A 17,556-nucleotide genomic window follows, 5' to 3' on the forward strand; every position below is an offset into this window, starting at 1 on the left:
AATAGTTAAAATAAGTTACCAAGAAATGAGTTGTTAATCTGATTGCTTACCACACAAATGCTACCTATATTCGTACAAATGTTCCCTTTCAATTTACATATAGGCAGGGCAGTCGTGCCAATCCATTTTATTTGTGAAACCCTGTCCTATATAGTTGGTTATCAATTTTATGTTTATCTAAGAAGCAAGACTGTTGATAAAATAAGTGAAAGCAATAGGTTTATTATTTTTATCGGCGCGGCAACGGGCGCTTTAGTTGGATCACATCTTGTGGGCGTTTTAGAGAACCCACAGTTGCTGTCTGATCTGAATTTAATGTACTTGATGGGAAATAAAACCATCGTAGGAGGTATGTTGGGTGGGCTTATAGGCGTTGAGTTGGTAAAAAAGAAAATTGGTGTTACTGTTTCGTCAGGTGACCTGATGGTTTATCCTTTAATTTCAGCCATGATCATTGGCAGATTGGGGTGTTTCTTTGCAGGATTGGAAGATGGTACCTATGGCATAGCCACATCGTTACCATGGGCGATTAATTTTGGCGATGGCGTGCCCAGGCATCCCACCAATTTATATGAGATATTGTTCTGGTTGATTTTATGGGTTTCGTTAGCCGCGTTTGAAAAAAGACACGCCTTTTCTGACGGTGCCCGGTTCAAGGTATTTTTATCAAGCTATCTTCTCTTTAGATTTTTTATTGAGTTTATTAAACCGGATTATTTTTTTAGTTTCGGGATGTCAGTAATACAACTGGTTTGTTTATCTGGTATTGTATACTATTATAAAGTTTTTATTTATCCTAAACACTTATTGAAGAATGCCTGAACGCCCGTATATCTATTATGATTTTACCCTGAGCATCTGCTCAACCTGTTTAAGGCGCGTTGACGCTAAAATAGTATTCCAGGACAATAATGTATACATGCTTAAAAATTGTAAGCATCACGGTTTTGAAAAAGTGCTTATCGCCACTGATATTGAATATTATAAAAATTGTCGCAACTACGCCAAGCGAAGTGAGATACCGCTTAGGTTTAATACTAAGACGCATTTTGGTTGTCCGTATGATTGTGGTCTTTGCCAGGATCACGAGCAGCACTCATGCCTTACCGTTGTTGAAGTAACCGATAGATGTAACTTAAGCTGTCCAACATGTTATGCTATGTCATCTCCCAGTTATGGGCGTCATCGGTCGCTCGGGGAAATAGAGCAGATGTTTGATGTTATTGTTGCTAACGAAGGAGAGCCAGATGTGGTACAGATAAGTGGCGGAGAGCCAACCGTACACCCCCAATTTTTTGAGATCCTGGACATGGCCAAGACAAAGCCTATCAAACACCTGATGTTAAATACCAACGGTGTAAGAATAGCTAAAGACGAAAGCTTTGTAAAAAGACTGGCTGGCTACATGCCCGATTTTGAAATCTATCTGCAGTTTGATTCCTTTAAAAAAGAGGCGCTTGAGCAATTGCGCGGCGAAGATTTGCGCGATATAAGAATCAAAGCTTTAGAGAATTTAAACAAATATTCCTTATCAACGACACTGGTTGTAACTCTGCAAAAAGGATTAAATACTGACGAAATAGGTAAAATTATTGAATATGCGCTTAGGCAACCCTGTGTTCGCGGGGTAACGTTTCAACCCACACAACAAGCCGGAAGGCTTGAAAATTTTAACCCGGAAACAGACAGATACACGCTAACTGAGGTGCGCTCTGCCATATTAGAGCAAACGTCCATATTTAATGCCAATGATCTGATCCCGGTACCTTGTAATCCGGATGCGCTTGTAATGGGATACGCGTTAAAAATAGACGGGCGGGTTTTCCCGTTAACGCGAATGATAAATCCCGACGATCTGCTTGATAATTCAAAAAATACGATAGTTTATGAGCAGGATGAAAAACTGAAAGGGCATTTATTAAATATGTTTAGTACAGGTAATTCGGTAGATAAAGCAAACGATCATTTAAAATCATTAATGTGCTGCCTGCCTGATATTGATGCACCAAACCTGGGCTACGATAATTTGTTCAGGGTGATTATTATGCAATTTATCGATGCGCAAAATTTTGATGTACGGGCCATCAAAAAATCATGTGTGCATATTGTTAATAAGGATATGAGTATAATACCTTTTGAAACGATGAATATTTTTTACCGTGATGATAAAATTTCATATTTAAACCAGCTAAAAACAGAAATGGATGCCGTATGACCGAACAATTGAATAATAACGAGCCATCTCAAACTACCCGTGCAATGCACATCGTCGGTATCAATCTCGGTCTGTTGGTTGCTTATTTTTTATTGAGCAGGTTTACAGACGGAGGAATTTTACTATATGCCATGCTGATCTTTGTTCATGTAGTGACCTGCATATTCACCGCTTTGGTAAAGAGAAATTGGGCTTGGTTTTTTAGTTGTTTGCTGGTGCTGTTAATCGGTTTTTCAACTTGCGTGAATTTTCTGAAAATGTAAATCAATTCATTAACTCTGCCAGCACGCCTTCTTTTAAAGAATAGGTTGACATGCTGACATCGCTGATATCCAGCCGGTGAATAATAAAGCGGGTGATCAATGATGCCACCACGATCATATCTATCCGGATGGGGATAATGCCTTTTGTATTTTCCCTTTCGGCGTGTGATGAAGCTATCAGATTATTGGTTACTGCAATCAATTCGCCAAAATCAAAATCATAGTTTTTTATATCCAGGCTAAAGGTGTTTCCCTTTTGCAATTCTATCACCTCAGCAAAAGTTTCAAATGCGCCTGACGAACCGATAAGTTTGCTAACCGGATATTTTTTGGTTACTGCTATCAGGCTGATCAGCTGTTCTTCCAGGTAGCTGTTAAGCGCGCCAATTGCGTCGGCAGGGATAGGGTCAGTGCGGTGGAACTTGTCCATTAGCCTGGCTGCGCCAATTTCAAAACTTTGTTTCCAGAGCATGCTATGGTTATTGCCTACTATAAACTCAACACTCCCGCCACCGATATCCATGATCAGTGATGTTTGGTCTGACAGGCCGCCTGCCAGCTTTACGCCCTGGTAGATGTAAGCTGCTTCCTGTTCGCCATCTATCAGCTCAATGCAGATACCGGTTTTTTCTGCAATCTCGTCAATAAACTGCTGTCCGTTTGATGCGTTGCGTATGGCGGAGGTGGCTACGGCGATAACGGACTCTACGCCGTTTTTCGTAATATTATCTTTGAACTTTTGCATGGTAGCAATACCCCGTGCATAAGCGGCGGGCTGTATAACGCCTTTATTTATACCACCTTCGCCCAGCTTTACCGAATCGTGTTCATGGACAATGGCTTTATAGTCGGTGGCGTTGCCTTCGGCAATCAGTAAGTGAAAGGTATTGGTGCCGAGGTCCATCACGGCAATGCGTTTGCTCATAAATCTAAAATAAATAATTCCTTAAATTGTTTAGTAACAAGAAATTATTGTTCTAAAATTAATGAATAACAAATTAGCCGGTGTATGTTTAAGGTAATATTTCGGTTAGGTGATTGATAACTTTTGTTAATTTCTATTTTGTTGTCGATATACCTTAATAATTCATCGTCCCCTTAAAATTAAAAAAGCCCAAAATCGTTAAGATTCTGAGCTTTTTATTTCCTTTCGGACTTCCGGTTTCCGGGTTTTACTTATTCAAAATATTCCTTCATCCGTTCAAAGAAACTTTTCTCGTTTTTGCCCGGGTTAGGCTTAAAGTTTGGCGAGTTTTGTAATTTCTCCAACAGTGCACGCTCTTCGTTGCTTAACGCTTTTGGTGTCCAGATATTGATATGGATCAGCTGGTCGCCGCGGTGGTACGAATTAACCTCAGGTACGCCTTTGCCTTTTAAACGTAATATCTTACCACCCTGCGTTCCTGGATCTATTTTGATCTTGGCTTTGCCATCAATGGTAGGTACTTCAATACTTGTACCCAGGGCCGCATCAATAAAGGTGATGTGCAGATCGTAAATAACGTTATTGCCGTCGCGTTTTAAAGTTTCGTGTGGTATCTCTTCAATCAGGATGATCAAATCGCCCGGTACTCCGCCACGCGGGGCCGAATTACCTTTACCACTCATGCTTAACTGCATACCTTCGCTAACACCGGCCGGCACGTTCAGGCTGATAGTTTCTTCGCCGCGTACCACGCCGTCACCATGGCAAACACTACATTTTGAAGTAATTACTGAGCCTTCGCCATTACAGGTAGGGCAGGTGCTGGTAGTTTGCATCTGGCCCAATATGGTGTTGGTTACTCTTCTGACAGCGCCCTGGCCACCGCAGGTTTTACAGGTTTGGAAAGATGACTGATCTTTCGCCCCGGTACCATCGCAGGTTTTACAGATTATTTGCTTGTTTACTTTTATTTTCTTTTCGGTGCCGTTAGCAATTTCCTCTAAGGTCAGCCTTACTTTAATGCGCAGGTTGCTGCCACGGGCCACCCGACGGCCGCCACTTTGCCTGCCGCCGCCACCGCCAAAAAAGCCTTCGAAACCGCCGCCGCCGCCAAAAATATCACCAAACTGGCTAAATATGTCTTCCATATTCATTCCCTGGCCGCCGTAACCGCCGCCATTGGCAGATTGTGCGTTGGCAGCATGGCCAAATTGGTTATAGCGCTGGCGCTTTTCAGGATTGCTCAACACTTCGTAAGCTTCGGCAGCTTCCTTGAATTTCTCTTCGGCTTGTTTATCGCCTTCGTTTTTATCCGGGTGATATTTAATAGCCATTTTACGATAAGCTTTCTTTATCTCATCAGCGTCGGCACCTTTTGAAACGCCCAGTATATCGTAATAATCTCTTTTTGACATCTATTTTTTTAATGAGTGAATTAGTGAGTGGTTGAATTAGTGAATATTCCTGATCAAGCGCTTACTAATTGCGTTTATATATATGTAAAGAATGAGTGATAACAAATGCTTTTAACATTTACTAATTCACTCATTCCATAATTCAAATTATTATACTTACGCCCCAACTATTACTTTGGCAAAGCGTATAACTTTATCATTCAGATAATAACCTTTTTCCATTTCATCAATTACCTTACCCTTCAGGTCGTCAGAAGGAGCAGGAATATTGGTTATGGCTTCATGCAGATCGGCATCAAACGGTTGCCCCACTGATTCCATTGGTTTTAAGCCTTTTTGCGTAAGGATACTGTTTAATTTATTTTGAACCAGCACAACGCCGTCTTTAACAGCATTAATGTCAGTTGCATTTTCCATTGATTTTACTGCCCGTTCAAAATCATCAAGCACAGGTATCAATGATACTATTACCTCTTTTCCGGCTGTTTGCAATAACTCAACACGTTCCTTGGTAGTACGGCGCCTGAAATTGTCAAATTCTGCATACAGGCGCAGATATTTATCATTAGCCAATGACAATTCTTCTTTTAACAGATCTTCTGCCGATTTTTCGTCAATAGCAATATTCTCTGACGTTTCTGCATAATCATTGTCCATAGCGTCATTTAAAACCTCGGGTGTTTCTGGGTTATCAATCTTTTTTTTCTTCAACATATCGTTAAAATTCATAGCTTATAGTGCCAATCAAGTACCTTGCCATTAGTGTAAAACCGACAAGCTGACAGCGAAATTTATTTTTTAGGCAGGAATGACATAGCGATAGCAGCAGCACTGGCAGATGGTTAGTATGTGCCCGCACCTGCGCCTGCCGCCGTATTAGCTTTAAACTATTTGCGCGTCTTCCAAAACTTTACCGTTTTCACATTTAATAATCCGGGACGGGAAGGTGCGGATAATGTGGTAATCATGTGTAGCAATAACTACGGCCGTACCAGATTGGCTGATCTGTTTTAACAGTAAAACAATTTCTTCTGATGTGTCCGGGTCAAGGTTGCCGGTTGGCTCATCAGCTAAAATTATCTCGGGATCATTAAGCAGTGCACGGGCTATTACTACACGCTGCTGCTCGCCTCCTGACAGTTCATGCGGCATTTTTTTAAGTTTTGAGCGCAGGCCAACTTTTTCCAATACGTCAAGCGTACGATCGGCTATGAGCTGGGCGTCTTTCCAGCCGGTGGCGCGCATTACAAATTGCAGGTTTTGCTCAACGGTCCGGTCAGTTAATAATTGAAAATCCTGGAAAACTATACCCAGCTTGCGGCGCAAAAACGGAATATCTTTTTCGGTGATTTTATCAAGTTCATAACCGCAGGCGTGGCCGGTGCCGATATTAAGGGCAAGGTCGCCATAAATAACTTTAAGCAAACTACTTTTGCCCGAGCCGGTTTGGCCTATCAACCACACAAAATCACCCTTATCAATATGCAGGTTAACGTTTGATAATACCAGGTGCTTTTGTTGAAATATATCAACATTATTTAGCTTAATAATGGAGTTTCCTATCATTTTTTTATAGTTCTAATTTTAAGATCTGTCCAAACGGCAGGTCCTTAACAATGTTCATTATATATTCGGCCTTATCAGTAAGGCCAACTTTATCTAATGATTTATCGGGCCTGTCAACCCTGAAGTAAGCCAACAGGGTAAACTGGTCGTCCCTTAGCTGTACATAATCAGGTATTTTGGCAACGCCTTTAACTTTTATAATATACATTTTTTAAAAGGTTAAAGGTTTGAGGCGAAAGGTAAAACGTACTTGGATAGCCAATTTACTTTTACCTTTTACTTTTTACCTTACAACCTCAAATGTATGAAGATTTGCCAAGAAATCCATCGTATCAATGCGATCTGCATAATCCCATAACCGGGGTTGGTGGCTTTGGCCAAAATCAACCACCTGGCTTTTTACATTTAACGGTACCGTGCTAACAACACATTGCAGGTTTTCGTTTTCGGTTGTTATTAATTGTTCAGCCGCATTTAAGTCGTCATAATAACTGTAATACAGTACCGCCAGCGGCGACACCATGCTGTCGTCTTCTTTAAGGATGAGAAAATTATTATCCAGATGTTTTTCGCTGCCTACTAAAAATATAGAGCGGTTATAACCATAGTTATTATTGTATTTATTATGGTTAATGATGTCTTTATAAGGCTCAATAGCTTCAAAAAAGGTAGCCAGGTTATAATTTTTTGGTATTAATATTTTAGATATGTTACGGCAGCCCAAACCAAAATAATCAAAAATATCGTGCCCCAGGTTATATAACTGCTCTTTGGTTTCATTACCGGTTATCACGGCTAAACTGTTACGGTTTTTACGGATGATGTTTGGCACTTTACCAAAGTAATACTCAAAGTAACGCGATGAATTGTTGCTGCCGGTGGCAATTACGGCGTCAAAATCAATCAGTCTTTCTACAAAGCTAAATTGGTTTGCAAAGCGGGTGTCTATCGTTGTCAGCATCTCTAACACCTGTTTAATTAATCTTGCATCCTGCACCGATGCTTTTATTAAAGCATGGTTACCAGTTGCCAAAACACATAAAACATCATGAAAACCAACTAACGGGATATTGCCCGCTAATATCAGCCCGATTTTTTTAGGGGATGGGTTTTTTGACAGGTCGTATTTATTTAGCCAGGTAGCCAGATCGGCTTCATTTAACATTTTGCCGATGGTTTTTATGGCTTGTTCAACATTTTCTGGTGTGAACCAGGCATTATAAATATGTTCGGTATTGATTAGTTTTAGCAGTGGTTCGTCCGGGTTAGACAGTTGCCGGCCTAATTTAGAAAATGCGGTAATCAGCTCTGTTGTGGTGAATTTTGACATATATATGGTAAGTAATCAAACTCTCGATTTCTTTTTTTGTTATATTTGCAGACTTTGTTATTTGGACAAAGGTAATTGAGAATATAAGATTATTTTAAAAATATGGCGATTATAATCACCGATGAATGCATAAACTGCGGGGCTTGTGAACCTGAGTGCCCTAATAATGCTATTTATGATGCGGGTGCGGCCTGGCGTTTTTCGGACGGAACGGGTTTAAAAGGTGTTATTGATTTTGGCGACGGTGTTACTTTAAATGCTGAAGAAACACAGGCAGCCTTATCTGACGATATTTATTACATAGTGCCCGACAAGTGTACCGAATGTGTAGGTTTTCATGACGAGCCTCAATGCGCCGCAGTTTGCCCTGTTGATTGCTGCGTGGACGATGAAAATGTGCGCGAAACCCGCGAAGAATTACTGGCTAAAAAAGATTGGCTGCACATGAATGAGTAGTAAAAAAGATATTTAATAATATTAACGATATTTATCATAAACGGGGAATACATCATATGTATTCCCTTTTTTGTGATGAAACCTTTAAAAAATATTAACGTACAAGCAGGCTCATATTTTAAAAATGGAATACGGAATTTGCAATTTAGCGGTGATACCAATGCGTGCCGAACCTAACGAGCGCAGCGAACAGGTATCGCAGGTGTTATTTGGCGAAGCTTTTGAAATTTTAGAATGGAAAGAAGGTTGGGCGAAAATTATAACTGCTGCCGATAATTATGAAGGTTGGGTAAACCGTTTGCAATTTATCATGCTTGGGCACTTAAATTATCAGCAACTGCTGCTAAATCCGCCAAAATTAACCTACAAACCCGTTACCCAGGCCTGGAAAATAAAGGATAACAGCATTTTATATCTGCCAGCCGGCAGCTCCCTTGCTTTTTTAAACGGAACAACCTGCTATATAGAACGGGAGAAATTTGAAATTATAGGCCAGATAGGGCAGAAAGAAAGTATTGACCTTGTTGCCAAATCATTTATTAATGCCCCTTATTTATGGGGCGGCCGTACCCATTTTGGTATAGACTGCTCTGGTTTTACGCAATTGGTTTTTAAACTAAAAGGCATCCAGTTAAAACGCGACGCCAGTTTACAGGAAGAGCAGGGCAGAGCCGTTCCATCCCTGAATGACGCTTTAATTGGTGACCTGGCATTTTTTGAAAATAACGAGGGTATGATTACCCATGTCGGGATCTTACTTAACCGCGAACATATTATTCATGCGTCAGGCAAGGTTAAGATAAACGTGATTGATGAGAAGGGTATCTATTCTGAAGAGCAGGGGCGCTACACCCATAAACTGGCATCCATCAAACGGATTTTTTAATTTCCTGCTGATTTAAAATTTAGTCTGACCGGGCATCGTGCAGTTTTAGAAAGCTATGTTCCAGATGATCACCCGCTTATCATCGCCGGTGGATAGTAATTGCCCGTTATGCCAGGCCAGTTTATTTACCGACAGACGGTGCGTATCATAACCTTTTTCGCGGCTGATGATCTTGTAGAGTTTAAAATCGTCTGATCCCCAGATTTTAATGCTTTTGTCCATACTTGCCGTGGCAAAATAAGGCTGGACAGGATGGAAGGCGATATGATTTATGGCAAACAGATGCGCCGGGATATTTTCTGTTAATTCAAAGGTTGTTGTATTCCAAATTTTAAGCTGGGCATCCCGCGAACCTGATACAAGGTAACTGCCATCCGGCGAATATTGTAGCGAAAACACCGGCATGGTATGGCCCTGTAAGGTGTGGATCAAGGTATAGTCCTCCAGATCATAGATCTTTACCTCATTATTACGGCAGCCAAAAGCCACCTGCTTTTCATCCGGCGAAATACTGATGCAACGGATGGTATCACCCGAAACTTTTAAAGTATGGACTAACTGTAACGTATCCAGGCTCCAGATGGAAACTGTGCCGTCTTCTGACGCTACCAGTAACTCCTTTTTACCCGAAACTGATTTGATATCAAATACGGGTTTGTTATGATGTTTAAGCGCCGGGAGTAATTGCTGTTTGATAAAATCAAATATCAAAACATCGCCGGTACGAAGCCCGGTCATCATTAACGGATAACCTCCCGGGCAATGAATAGCGTAAACTGACGCCGCCACCGGAAACATTACTTTAATAAATTCATTGCTTTTTAAGCTCCACTCAACCACGCCTTTATCATTACCACCGGTAAACAAAATATCCGGTTTTTGCGATAGTGTTAACGCAAATATAGGATTGCTATGCCCGGTAAGTTCGGCGGCTTTTTCTACGTTGATCATGAGTGTAGCGATTAGTGATTGGTGATCAAAGATTAGCGAAGATTCAAATCAATCTCCAATCTCTAACCTTCAATCACTATTTATGTCTTTCTTCTAAATTTTTGGCGATTGTACCAATTGTCAATCCCTTTTCGCGTAATAGTACAATAAGGTGGAATACAAGATCAGAAGCTTCGTTTATCAGATCAGTTTCGGTTTCTGCCAGGGCGGCTATTACGGTCTCCACGGCTTCTTCGCCAACTTTTTGCGTTATCTTATTTAAGCCTTTTCTATGCAGCTTATTTACGTATGATCCTTCCTGCGGATTTTCATACCGGTCGGCAATTATTTGCTCTAATTGCAATATAAAGTTTTGATTGTATTCGGTTTTAAAACAGGTTCGGTTGCCAGTATGGCAGGTTGGGCCGTCGGCTTTAACTTTTATTAGCAGCGTGTCATTGTCGCAATCCAAATGGATGCTTTTAACATGCAGAAAATTGTTACTGGTTTCGCCTTTTGTCCATAAACGCTGTTTTGAACGCGAATAGAAAGTGACGATATTATCCTGTACGGTTTTGTCATACGCTTCCTGGTTCATGTAACCCAGCATCAACACTTCGAGTGTTTGCTCGTCCTGAATAACCACCGGCACCAGTCCATCTGTTTTGTTAAAATCTATATTCATTTGTTATAATATACTATCATTTCGAACGAGGTACGAGGATTTCTCACTACGTTTCAAAATGACAACTGGTTATTTATTTATCTTACTTCAATATTCCTGCCCCTTAAAATATCTTTCAGGTCAGGGATTAATATCTCGCCGTAATGAAATACCGATGCAGCTAAAGCAGCGTCAACATTCGTCTGCTCAAATACGTCAATAAAATGCTGTACCGAACCGGCGCCTCCCGATGCTATCACCGGGATATTCACCGCGTCATTTACCTTTTTTAATAATCCGTTATCAAAGCCTGCTTTCGTGCCGTCATGATCCATGGAAGTAAGCAGGATCTCACCTGCGCCACGGCTCTCCGCCTCTAATATCCAGCTTAAAGTTTCTTTTTCTGTTGGGATGCGACCCCCGTTTAAATGAACAGTGTTAATGCCGTTATTTAAGCGGGTGTCTACAGCTATTACCACGAACTGGACACCAAATGCCTTGGCTAATTCATCAATTAAAGCCGGATTACGCACCGCCGCAGAATTGATGGAGATTTTGTCGGCACCTGCATTTAAAAGGGCGTCAGCATCAGCTATTTCGTTGATACCGCCACCAATGGTAAAAGGTATGTTTATTTGACGCGCGACGGATTTTACCAGCTCAACCATCGTTTTACGACGCTCGTGTGTGGCAGTGATATCTAAAAATACCAATTCATCCGCTCCCTGACGTGAATAGTTCCAGGCCAGTTCAACAGGGTCGCCGGCATCGCGTAAGTCGACGAAGTTTACGCCTTTAACAGTTCTTCCGTCTTTAACATCCAGACAGGGGATGATCCTTTTAGCAAGCATAGTTTAGTTTGTCATGCTGAGGAACGAAGCATCTTGTCAATCGTATAAGATCCTTCGCTATGCTCAGGATGACAAATAGCCAATAACAATGCTCGCTGCGCTCGCAATTTATATGGAGATGAGTGACTCTAAATTCCAGTTCTTAACTTCTTCGATGCTGATCTTACCCTCATAAATAGCTTTACCAACTACTACCGATTCTACTTTTAAGCGGTTTAATTGCTCAATATCGGCCATAGAGCTTACACCACCGGAAGCGATCAGTTTGATGAAAGGTGAATGGTCGAGGAGCTTTCCATAAAGCTCGACACCGGCACCGCCTAATTTACCATCCTTGCTAATATCGGTACATAAAAAACGAAAGAAGCCAAGCGATAAACACCTGTCAACATAATCCATCAGCTTAATAGGCGAGCTTTCCATCCAGCCTGAGTATTTAATAACCTCGTCTAAAACGTCTATAGCCACAACCACATTGTCCGAGCATTTATCACGGCCACAGATCGCTTTGCTTAATTCATCTAAAAACATGGGATTGGTTAAAGCCTGGGTACCTACAATAACGCGGTGCACGCCTGCGTCAACCAGTTCTTTAACTTTTTCAATACTGCGGATACCGCCGCCGTATTGTACCTGCATATCGGTTTTTTTAATTACATCAAATAAATATTGCTGATTAGAAAAATCGTTTTTTGCGCCGTTAAGGTCTATAATATGGATTAGATTGGTTCCGTTTGACTGGTACTTCTCTATCATTTCTTCTAAAGTAACATCGTAGCTGGTTACTTGCTCATAGTCGCCTTCGCGTAAACGGACAACTTTCTTATCTAGAATATCAATAGCGGGGATTATATACATGTCTTTAAAATTTTGAGAAGTTCGTTAATAATGTCTCACCATAAACGCCTGATTTTTCAGGGTGAAACTGCACCCCATAAAAATTATCACGCCAAATTGATGCCGAAAATTTTATACTGTAATCTGTAGCAGCCAATGTATAACTATTATCATACTCAATAAAGTATGAATGTACAAAGTAAAAATGTGATCCAAGGGGAATATCTTGAAAAAGTGGATTTTCCTTTTCAGGATAAACCCGGTTCCAGCCGGTGTGTGGTACTTTATGATCCGGACTGCCGGCAAACTTTAAGGTTTTTATAGGGAAGATATCAAGTAGGTCAGAGTCACCCTCTTCAGAATATGAAGTGAGCAATTGCATCCCCACACATATCCCTAAAGTAGGTTTCTGGAGTGCCTTGATAGCCGGCACCAAACCAGAGTTTTCCAATTTATCCATGGCTGCGCCTGCATGGCCTACACCGGGGATAATATAACGGTCATACTGCGCTAAATCCGCTTCGGTATTTACCATTCCGTAGGCGATGCCCAACCGCTCTAAAGCGGCTGTTAATGAGAATATATTGCCGGCGCCGTATCTTATTATGCCTATCATGTTTTTACGCTATAATAACCCTTTTGTTGATGGTAAAACCATATTGTTTATATCACGCTTTACGGCCATTTTTATTGCTTTGGCAAATGCTTTAAATATGGCCTCAATTTTATGGTGCTCATTTTGGCCCTCGGCCTTGATATTTAAGTTACATTTTGCCGCGTCGGTAAATGATTTAAAAAAGTGATAAAACATCTCGGTCGGTACATCACCTACTTTTTCCCTTTTAAAATCAGCTTCCCAAACCAGCCAGGCGCGTCCGCCAAAATCAATAGCGGCCTGTGCCAGGCAATCGTCCATCGGCAAGCAGAAGCCATAGCGCTCAATGCCTTTTTTATTGCCTAAAGCAGCAGCAAAAACCTCGCCTAAAGCAATGCCCGTATCTTCAATGGTATGGTGCTCATCAATATGTAAGTCGCCTTTGGCGATGATTTCCAAATCGATACTGCCATGACGTGCGATCTGATCCAGCATGTGGTCAAAGAAATGCAGGCCGGTAGATACTTTAGCCTCGCCGGTACCGTCAAGGTTTATTTTTACGTAGATATCGGTTTCCTTAGTGGTGCGCTTGTTTTCAAAGACGCGTTCGCCCAATTTTAAGAACTCGTAGATCTTTTTCCAGTGGGTTGTTTCTAAAGCCACCACGTCCTTTATATCGGCGTTGTTCTGCGCTTCGCTGCTGCCAAGGTTCGACTGGTTATTTAACCAGATAGCTTTAGCGCCTAAATTTTTACCCAGCAAAACATCGTTACGGCGGTCGCCGATGGTGAACGAGCTAGCCAGATCGTATTTAGTCGTATCAAAATATTGCGTCAGCAAAGCTGTACCGGGTTTGCGGGTAGGCGCATTGTCTGCGGGCCAGGTGCGGTCAATATAGACGGCCGAAAACTTTACGCCTTCGTTCTCAAACGTTTTTAAGATAAAGTTATGTACCGGCCAAAAGGTATCTTCCGGATAGGAAGCGGTACCCAAACCATCCTGGTTGGTGATCATCACCAGTTCATAATCCAGTTCGGTGGCAATTTTCGACAGGTATTCGATAGCCCCGGGATAAAACTCCAGTTTCTCAAACGAGTCTATCTGCTCATCAACCGGCTCTTTGATCATGGTGCCGTCGCGGTCAACAAAAAGTAGTTTCTGTAGCTTGCTCATTTAAAATTTTTTAAAGTGTCGATCAATGTTTCATTCTCGGCGGGTGTACCTACCGTGATACGCAGGCTGCCTTCGCAAAGATCAATTTTTGAACGGTCGCGCACAATAATTCCTTTTTGTACCAGGAAGTTATAAATATCTTTCGGGTCGGTTGTTTTAACAAGGATAAAGTTAGCGTCTGACGGGTAGATATCCAGCACAAAATCCAGCTCTTTTAAAGCCAGTACCAGTTTATCGCGTTGTAATAATGTTTCTTTGATCCAGCCGTTTACCTGGTCAACGTTAGCCAAAGCTTTTAAAGCCAATTGCTGTGATGATTCGTTAATATTATACGGCGGTTTAACCTTGTTCATCACTTCGATGATCTCTTCGCTGGCGAAGGCCATACCTACACGTAAACCGGCTAATCCCCAGGCTTTTGATAAGGTTTGGAGTACAACCAGGTTTGAATATTCAGTCAGCTCCTGGATAAAAGTTTTTTGGCGGCTGAAGTTGATATAAGCCTCGTCAACCACCACAATGCCGTCAAAGTTATTCAGCAAGGTTTCCACATCATCACGGTTGATGGAATTACCGGTAGGGTTATTTGGCGAGCAGATAAAGATCAGTTTGGTGTTTTGATCGATAGCTTCGGCTATGCCTTCCAGGTTTAACTGAAAATCTTCGGTAAGCGATACTTTTTTTGCTTGTACATCATTAATGTTGGCTGATACCTCGTACATGCCATAGGTTGGGGGCACTAATATCACATTATCAACACCCGGGTTGCAAAAGCTGCGGAACAGGATGTCTATAGCCTCATCGCTACCGTTACCCAAAAATATATTACGTACCGGTACGCCTTTGATCTCGCTTAAACGTTTTTTAACGTTGTATTGCAACGGATCAGGATAACGGTTATATGGCTCATCCAACGGCGAACCAAAAGCATTCTCGTTGGCATCTAAATATACACTTGCCTCACCCTGGAACTCATCACGCGCGGACGAGTAGGGGGTTAGGTTTTTTATATTTTCTCTTAATATATTGTTTAAATTAAACATGGTCTTAAATTGTTATTTCCGTTCGTCATTGCGAGGAACGAAGCAATCTCTACGTATGCAAATCAGCTTTGCGTTATTCTTTCATCCTCACACTTACCGCATTTTTATGCGCGTGCAAGCCTTCTAAATCTGCCAGTATCTCCACCGATGGCCCGATGTTTTTTATGCCATCTGGCGTGATATGCTGGAACGTAATTTTCTTCACAAACGAATCAACCGAGACACCCGAATAAGCTTTTGAATAAGAGCTGGTGGGCAGGGTATGATTGGTGCCCGATGCATAATCGCCCACACTCTCGGGTGTTAAATTACCCAGGAAAACTGAGCCTGCGTTGATGATTTTATCAGTAATCTGCTGCCAGTTATCGGTTGCTAAGATCAAATGCTCGGGCGCGTATTCATTACTGAACCGCATGGCTTCATCCAAAGTTTTTGTTATGATGATGTATGATTTATCCAGCGCTTGTTTAACAATCTCTGCACGTGGTAATACAGCGGTTTGTTTTTCAACTTCAACCAGGGTAGCTTCGGCTATTTGTGCCGATGTGGTCACTAAAATAGATTGGCTGTCAATACCGTGCTCGGCCTGCGCTAATAAATCCGCAGCAATAAACTCAGGGTTAGCTGTTTCATCAGCAATTACCAGTACTTCTGACGGGCCCGCGGGCATATCAATAGCAGTAGTAGTGGTAGACTGGATAATGGTTTTAGCCTTGGTTACAAACTGGTTGCCCGGCCCAAAGATCTTGTCAACTTTGCTAATAGTTTCGGTACCATAGGCCATGGCCGCGATAGCCTGCGAACCACCGGCCATGTAGATCTTATCAATGCCCAGCAACAAAGCCACATACGCAATAAATGCGTTAAGCCTGCCGTTTTTTTGCGGCGGCGAGCATACAATAATTTCATGGCACCCGGCTATGCGCGCAGGTATCCCCAGCATTAAAAAGGTGCTTGGTAAAACTGCCGTGCCCCCGGGGATATACAAGCCAACTTTTTCAATCGGCCTTAATTCGCGCCAGCACGTTACACCGGGCATGGTGGTTACTTTATCCTCGGTTTTAAGCTGGGTTTGATGAAACTTGTAAATATTATTATAGGCAATATCCAGGGCCGCTTTCTGCTCGGGCAATACAGCCGATGCGATCTCTTCCAGCTCGCCCTTATCAAGATAGAGCTTCGTTAAGGTTACCTTGTCAAACTTAGCCGCATAATCAATCAGAGCGCTGTCGCCGTTTTGCTGCACGGTGGCCAGTACTTCTTCAACTATTGTACGGATCTCATTAGCCGGATCAACATTGCGCTGAACCAGTTTGGTGATATCGTTTTTACTTAAGTCTGAATAATTATATATCTTCATAATCCCTCTAAATCTTCCCCGGTAGGGAAGACCCTTAGTTTGGTGTTACCAGCTCTTCTCAAATCCTCCCTACCGGGGAGGGTCGGGTGGGGCTTATAATATTATCTTCTCAATAGGCATTACTACAATGCCTTGCGCGCCTGCTTGTTTCAGCTGGCTTATGCGGTCCCAAAAATCACGCTCCGGGATCACCGTATGTACCGCTACCCAACCTTCTTCGGCCAATGGTAATACCGACGGGCTTTTAACCCCCGGCAACAGGTCCAGCACGCCTTTTAAGTTGTCCTTTTGAACATTTAGTACAACGTACTTGGTTTCTTTGGCACGTAATACCGATTGTATACGTTGCATCAACTCCTGTACCAAATCATTGCTTTCGCTGCCTTTTGAACCAATTAAAACCGCCTCTGACGACATGACATCAGCAAATGGTTTTAAGCCGTTACTTTTTAATGTGCCACCGGTTGATACTAAATCGCAAATGGCATCGCTTAATCCTAAACCCGGAGAAATCTCAACAGAACCTGAAATGGTGCGGATATCGGCGTGTATGTTTTGTTTTTGCAAAAACTTACCCAGTATAACAGGGTAGGTAGTTGCTATTGATTTACCTTCAATATCGCTAAGTTTGGTAATATCGCTATTGTTGGTTATAGCTATTTTTAATGAGCATTTACCAAAACCTAAACGCTGCAGGTAAGTTACACTTACTTCGGTTTCTTCAATTACGTTTTCGCCTACTATGCCCAGATCGGCAATGCCATCCTGTACATATTCGGGGATATCGTCATCGCGCAGAAAAAGAATTTCAAGCGGAAAATTAGAAACCGGGGAAATAAGCGAGCTTTTGTAATTTTCAAAATTTAAGCCGCAATTTTTTAATAATTCAACGGATTTTTCGTTGAGCCGACCCGATTTTTGGATCGCTATTTTAAGTGTTTTCACTGATTGAAATTAAGAGACTATAATAAAAATTATAAACGGGGGTTGTTATTTCGCGTAGAAACATACATTATCTAATCACCACAGCGTGGTGATGGTGCAGAT

The 17,556-nt window shown here is 41.8% G+C and carries 20 protein-coding genes; 5 read left to right on the forward strand and 15 right to left on the reverse strand.

All coding sequences use genetic code 11. The features are described 5' to 3' along the window. Positions 1-57 precede the first annotated feature (57 nt). The 3 genes from LJ658_RS18815 to LJ658_RS18825 are packed head-to-tail and all read left to right on the forward strand — an operon-like array spanning position 58 to position 2,478. Positions 58-822 carry a prolipoprotein diacylglyceryl transferase gene (locus tag LJ658_RS18815; protein ID WP_230548097.1) on the forward strand — a complete coding sequence of 255 codons (765 nt, stop codon included), beginning with the start codon at positions 58-60 and terminating at the stop codon, positions 820-822. Continuing rightward, positions 815-2,215 carry a radical SAM protein gene (locus LJ658_RS18820; RefSeq protein ID WP_230548098.1) on the forward strand — a complete coding sequence of 467 codons (1,401 nt, stop codon included), beginning with the start codon at positions 815-817 and terminating at the stop codon, positions 2,213-2,215. Before LJ658_RS18815 ends, LJ658_RS18820 begins: the two co-directional genes overlap by 8 nt. Next, a complete protein-coding gene (locus tag LJ658_RS18825; protein WP_230548099.1) occupies positions 2,212-2,478 on the forward strand; it encodes a hypothetical protein in 267 nt (88 codons plus the stop codon). The genes LJ658_RS18820 and LJ658_RS18825 overlap by 4 nt, the downstream gene beginning before the upstream one ends. Position 2,479: 1 nt before the next feature. Here the strand turns inward: LJ658_RS18825 and LJ658_RS18830 are convergent, their stop codons facing one another. From LJ658_RS18830 to LJ658_RS18855, 6 genes are all read right to left on the reverse strand, one after another. After that, complete coding sequence (locus LJ658_RS18830) at positions 2,480-3,403, reverse strand: exopolyphosphatase (RefSeq protein WP_230548100.1); 924 nt, start codon at positions 3,401-3,403, stop codon at positions 2,480-2,482. Between the two features lie 251 nt (positions 3,404-3,654). Then, positions 3,655-4,818 (reverse strand): molecular chaperone DnaJ, encoded by a 1,164-nt coding sequence (gene dnaJ / locus LJ658_RS18835; RefSeq protein ID WP_230548101.1) that lies wholly within the window; start codon positions 4,816-4,818, stop codon positions 3,655-3,657. Positions 4,819-4,974: 156 nt separating this feature from the next. Next, on the reverse strand, positions 4,975-5,547 hold the full coding sequence (locus tag LJ658_RS18840; RefSeq protein ID WP_230548102.1) for a nucleotide exchange factor GrpE: 573 nt from the start codon (positions 5,545-5,547) through the stop codon (positions 4,975-4,977). 153 nt (positions 5,548-5,700) lie between these two features. After that, positions 5,701-6,384, reverse strand: coding sequence for a cell division ATP-binding protein FtsE (locus tag LJ658_RS18845; RefSeq protein ID WP_230548103.1), 684 nt, complete (start codon positions 6,382-6,384; stop codon positions 5,701-5,703). Between the two features lie 4 nt (positions 6,385-6,388). Then, the gene (locus tag LJ658_RS18850; protein ID WP_230548104.1) at positions 6,389-6,592 is read right to left on the reverse strand and encodes a fructose-6-phosphate aldolase; all 204 of its coding nucleotides are present in this window, start codon (positions 6,590-6,592) and stop codon (positions 6,389-6,391) included. A gap of 75 nt (positions 6,593-6,667) precedes the next feature. After that, a complete protein-coding gene (locus LJ658_RS18855; RefSeq protein WP_230548105.1) occupies positions 6,668-7,714 on the reverse strand; it encodes an acyl-CoA reductase in 1,047 nt (348 codons plus the stop codon). A 102-nt stretch (positions 7,715-7,816) separates the two neighbouring features. Here LJ658_RS18855 and LJ658_RS18860 point away from each other — a divergent pair, with 102 nt between their 5' ends. Beyond that, positions 7,817-8,170 carry a 4Fe-4S dicluster domain-containing protein gene (locus LJ658_RS18860; RefSeq protein WP_230548106.1) on the forward strand — a complete coding sequence of 118 codons (354 nt, stop codon included), beginning with the start codon at positions 7,817-7,819 and terminating at the stop codon, positions 8,168-8,170. A 124-nt stretch (positions 8,171-8,294) separates the two neighbouring features. After that, positions 8,295-9,056, forward strand: coding sequence for a C40 family peptidase (locus tag LJ658_RS18865; protein WP_230548107.1), 762 nt, complete (start codon positions 8,295-8,297; stop codon positions 9,054-9,056). A 45-nt stretch (positions 9,057-9,101) separates the two neighbouring features. On the opposite strand, the gene LJ658_RS18870 is transcribed toward LJ658_RS18865, so the two are convergent. The 9 genes from LJ658_RS18870 to hisG form a co-directional block, all read right to left on the reverse strand. Next, positions 9,102-10,007, reverse strand: a complete 906-nt coding sequence (locus tag LJ658_RS18870) for a WD40 repeat domain-containing protein (RefSeq protein ID WP_230548108.1) — start codon at positions 10,005-10,007, stop codon at positions 9,102-9,104. A gap of 76 nt (positions 10,008-10,083) precedes the next feature. Continuing rightward, entirely contained in the window at positions 10,084-10,671 is a 588-nt protein-coding gene (gene hisIE, locus LJ658_RS18875; protein ID WP_230548109.1) for a bifunctional phosphoribosyl-AMP cyclohydrolase/phosphoribosyl-ATP diphosphatase HisIE, read from the reverse strand. 77 nt (positions 10,672-10,748) lie between these two features. Then, positions 10,749-11,501 carry an imidazole glycerol phosphate synthase subunit HisF gene (gene hisF / locus LJ658_RS18880; protein WP_230548110.1) on the reverse strand — a complete coding sequence of 251 codons (753 nt, stop codon included), beginning with the start codon at positions 11,499-11,501 and terminating at the stop codon, positions 10,749-10,751. Between the two features lie 108 nt (positions 11,502-11,609). Then, positions 11,610-12,359 (reverse strand): HisA/HisF-related TIM barrel protein, encoded by a 750-nt coding sequence (locus LJ658_RS18885; RefSeq protein ID WP_230548111.1) that lies wholly within the window; start codon positions 12,357-12,359, stop codon positions 11,610-11,612. Positions 12,360-12,363: 4 nt separating this feature from the next. Further along, on the reverse strand, positions 12,364-12,954 hold the full coding sequence (gene hisH / locus LJ658_RS18890) for an imidazole glycerol phosphate synthase subunit HisH (protein ID WP_230548112.1): 591 nt from the start codon (positions 12,952-12,954) through the stop codon (positions 12,364-12,366). 9 nt (positions 12,955-12,963) lie between these two features. Continuing rightward, positions 12,964-14,106: a bifunctional histidinol-phosphatase/imidazoleglycerol-phosphate dehydratase HisB gene (hisB, locus tag LJ658_RS18895; RefSeq protein ID WP_230548113.1), complete on the reverse strand. Its 1,143-nt coding sequence runs from the start codon at positions 14,104-14,106 to the stop codon at positions 12,964-12,966. Next, on the reverse strand, positions 14,103-15,149 hold the full coding sequence (hisC, locus tag LJ658_RS18900; RefSeq protein ID WP_230548114.1) for a histidinol-phosphate transaminase: 1,047 nt from the start codon (positions 15,147-15,149) through the stop codon (positions 14,103-14,105). The genes hisB and hisC overlap by 4 nt, the downstream gene beginning before the upstream one ends. 73 nt (positions 15,150-15,222) lie before the next feature. Beyond that, positions 15,223-16,509, reverse strand: coding sequence for a histidinol dehydrogenase (hisD, locus tag LJ658_RS18905; RefSeq protein WP_230548115.1), 1,287 nt, complete (start codon positions 16,507-16,509; stop codon positions 15,223-15,225). Between the two features lie 93 nt (positions 16,510-16,602). Then, positions 16,603-17,454, reverse strand: a complete 852-nt coding sequence (gene hisG, locus LJ658_RS18910; protein WP_230548116.1) for an ATP phosphoribosyltransferase — start codon at positions 17,452-17,454, stop codon at positions 16,603-16,605. Between the last annotated feature and the right edge of the window lie 102 nt (positions 17,455-17,556).

This window comes from Mucilaginibacter sp. UR6-11 (assembly GCF_020880695.1).
Classification (GTDB): domain Bacteria; phylum Bacteroidota; class Bacteroidia; order Sphingobacteriales; family Sphingobacteriaceae; genus Mucilaginibacter.

What these genes read in the sequence shown, in the direction of transcription:
- LJ658_RS18815 (WP_230548097.1), top strand. Translation starts at nt 58, where the DNA reads ATGCTACCTATATTCGTACAAATGTTCCCTTTCAATTTACATATAGGC.
- LJ658_RS18820 (WP_230548098.1), top strand. Translation starts at nt 815, where the DNA reads ATGCCTGAACGCCCGTATATCTATTATGATTTTACCCTGAGCATCTGC.
- LJ658_RS18825 (WP_230548099.1), top strand. Translation starts at nt 2,212, where the DNA reads ATGACCGAACAATTGAATAATAACGAGCCATCTCAAACTACCCGTGCA.
- LJ658_RS18830 (WP_230548100.1), bottom strand. Translation starts at nt 3,403, where the DNA reads ATGAGCAAACGCATTGCCGTGATGGACCTCGGCACCAATACCTTTCAC.
- dnaJ (WP_230548101.1), bottom strand. Translation starts at nt 4,818, where the DNA reads ATGTCAAAAAGAGATTATTACGATATACTGGGCGTTTCAAAAGGTGCC.
- LJ658_RS18840 (WP_230548102.1), bottom strand. Translation starts at nt 5,547, where the DNA reads ATGAATTTTAACGATATGTTGAAGAAAAAAAAGATTGATAACCCAGAA.
- LJ658_RS18845 (WP_230548103.1), bottom strand. Translation starts at nt 6,384, where the DNA reads ATGATAGGAAACTCCATTATTAAGCTAAATAATGTTGATATATTTCAA.
- LJ658_RS18850 (WP_230548104.1), bottom strand. Translation starts at nt 6,592, where the DNA reads ATGTATATTATAAAAGTTAAAGGCGTTGCCAAAATACCTGATTATGTA.
- LJ658_RS18855 (WP_230548105.1), bottom strand. Translation starts at nt 7,714, where the DNA reads ATGTCAAAATTCACCACAACAGAGCTGATTACCGCATTTTCTAAATTA.
- LJ658_RS18860 (WP_230548106.1), top strand. Translation starts at nt 7,817, where the DNA reads ATGGCGATTATAATCACCGATGAATGCATAAACTGCGGGGCTTGTGAA.
- LJ658_RS18865 (WP_230548107.1), top strand. Translation starts at nt 8,295, where the DNA reads ATGGAATACGGAATTTGCAATTTAGCGGTGATACCAATGCGTGCCGAA.
- LJ658_RS18870 (WP_230548108.1), bottom strand. Translation starts at nt 10,007, where the DNA reads ATGATCAACGTAGAAAAAGCCGCCGAACTTACCGGGCATAGCAATCCT.
- hisIE (WP_230548109.1), bottom strand. Translation starts at nt 10,671, where the DNA reads ATGAATATAGATTTTAACAAAACAGATGGACTGGTGCCGGTGGTTATT.
- hisF (WP_230548110.1), bottom strand. Translation starts at nt 11,501, where the DNA reads ATGCTTGCTAAAAGGATCATCCCCTGTCTGGATGTTAAAGACGGAAGA.
- LJ658_RS18885 (WP_230548111.1), bottom strand. Translation starts at nt 12,359, where the DNA reads ATGTATATAATCCCCGCTATTGATATTCTAGATAAGAAAGTTGTCCGT.
- hisH (WP_230548112.1), bottom strand. Translation starts at nt 12,954, where the DNA reads ATGATAGGCATAATAAGATACGGCGCCGGCAATATATTCTCATTAACA.
- hisB (WP_230548113.1), bottom strand. Translation starts at nt 14,106, where the DNA reads ATGAGCAAGCTACAGAAACTACTTTTTGTTGACCGCGACGGCACCATG.
- hisC (WP_230548114.1), bottom strand. Translation starts at nt 15,149, where the DNA reads ATGTTTAATTTAAACAATATATTAAGAGAAAATATAAAAAACCTAACC.
- hisD (WP_230548115.1), bottom strand. Translation starts at nt 16,509, where the DNA reads ATGAAGATATATAATTATTCAGACTTAAGTAAAAACGATATCACCAAA.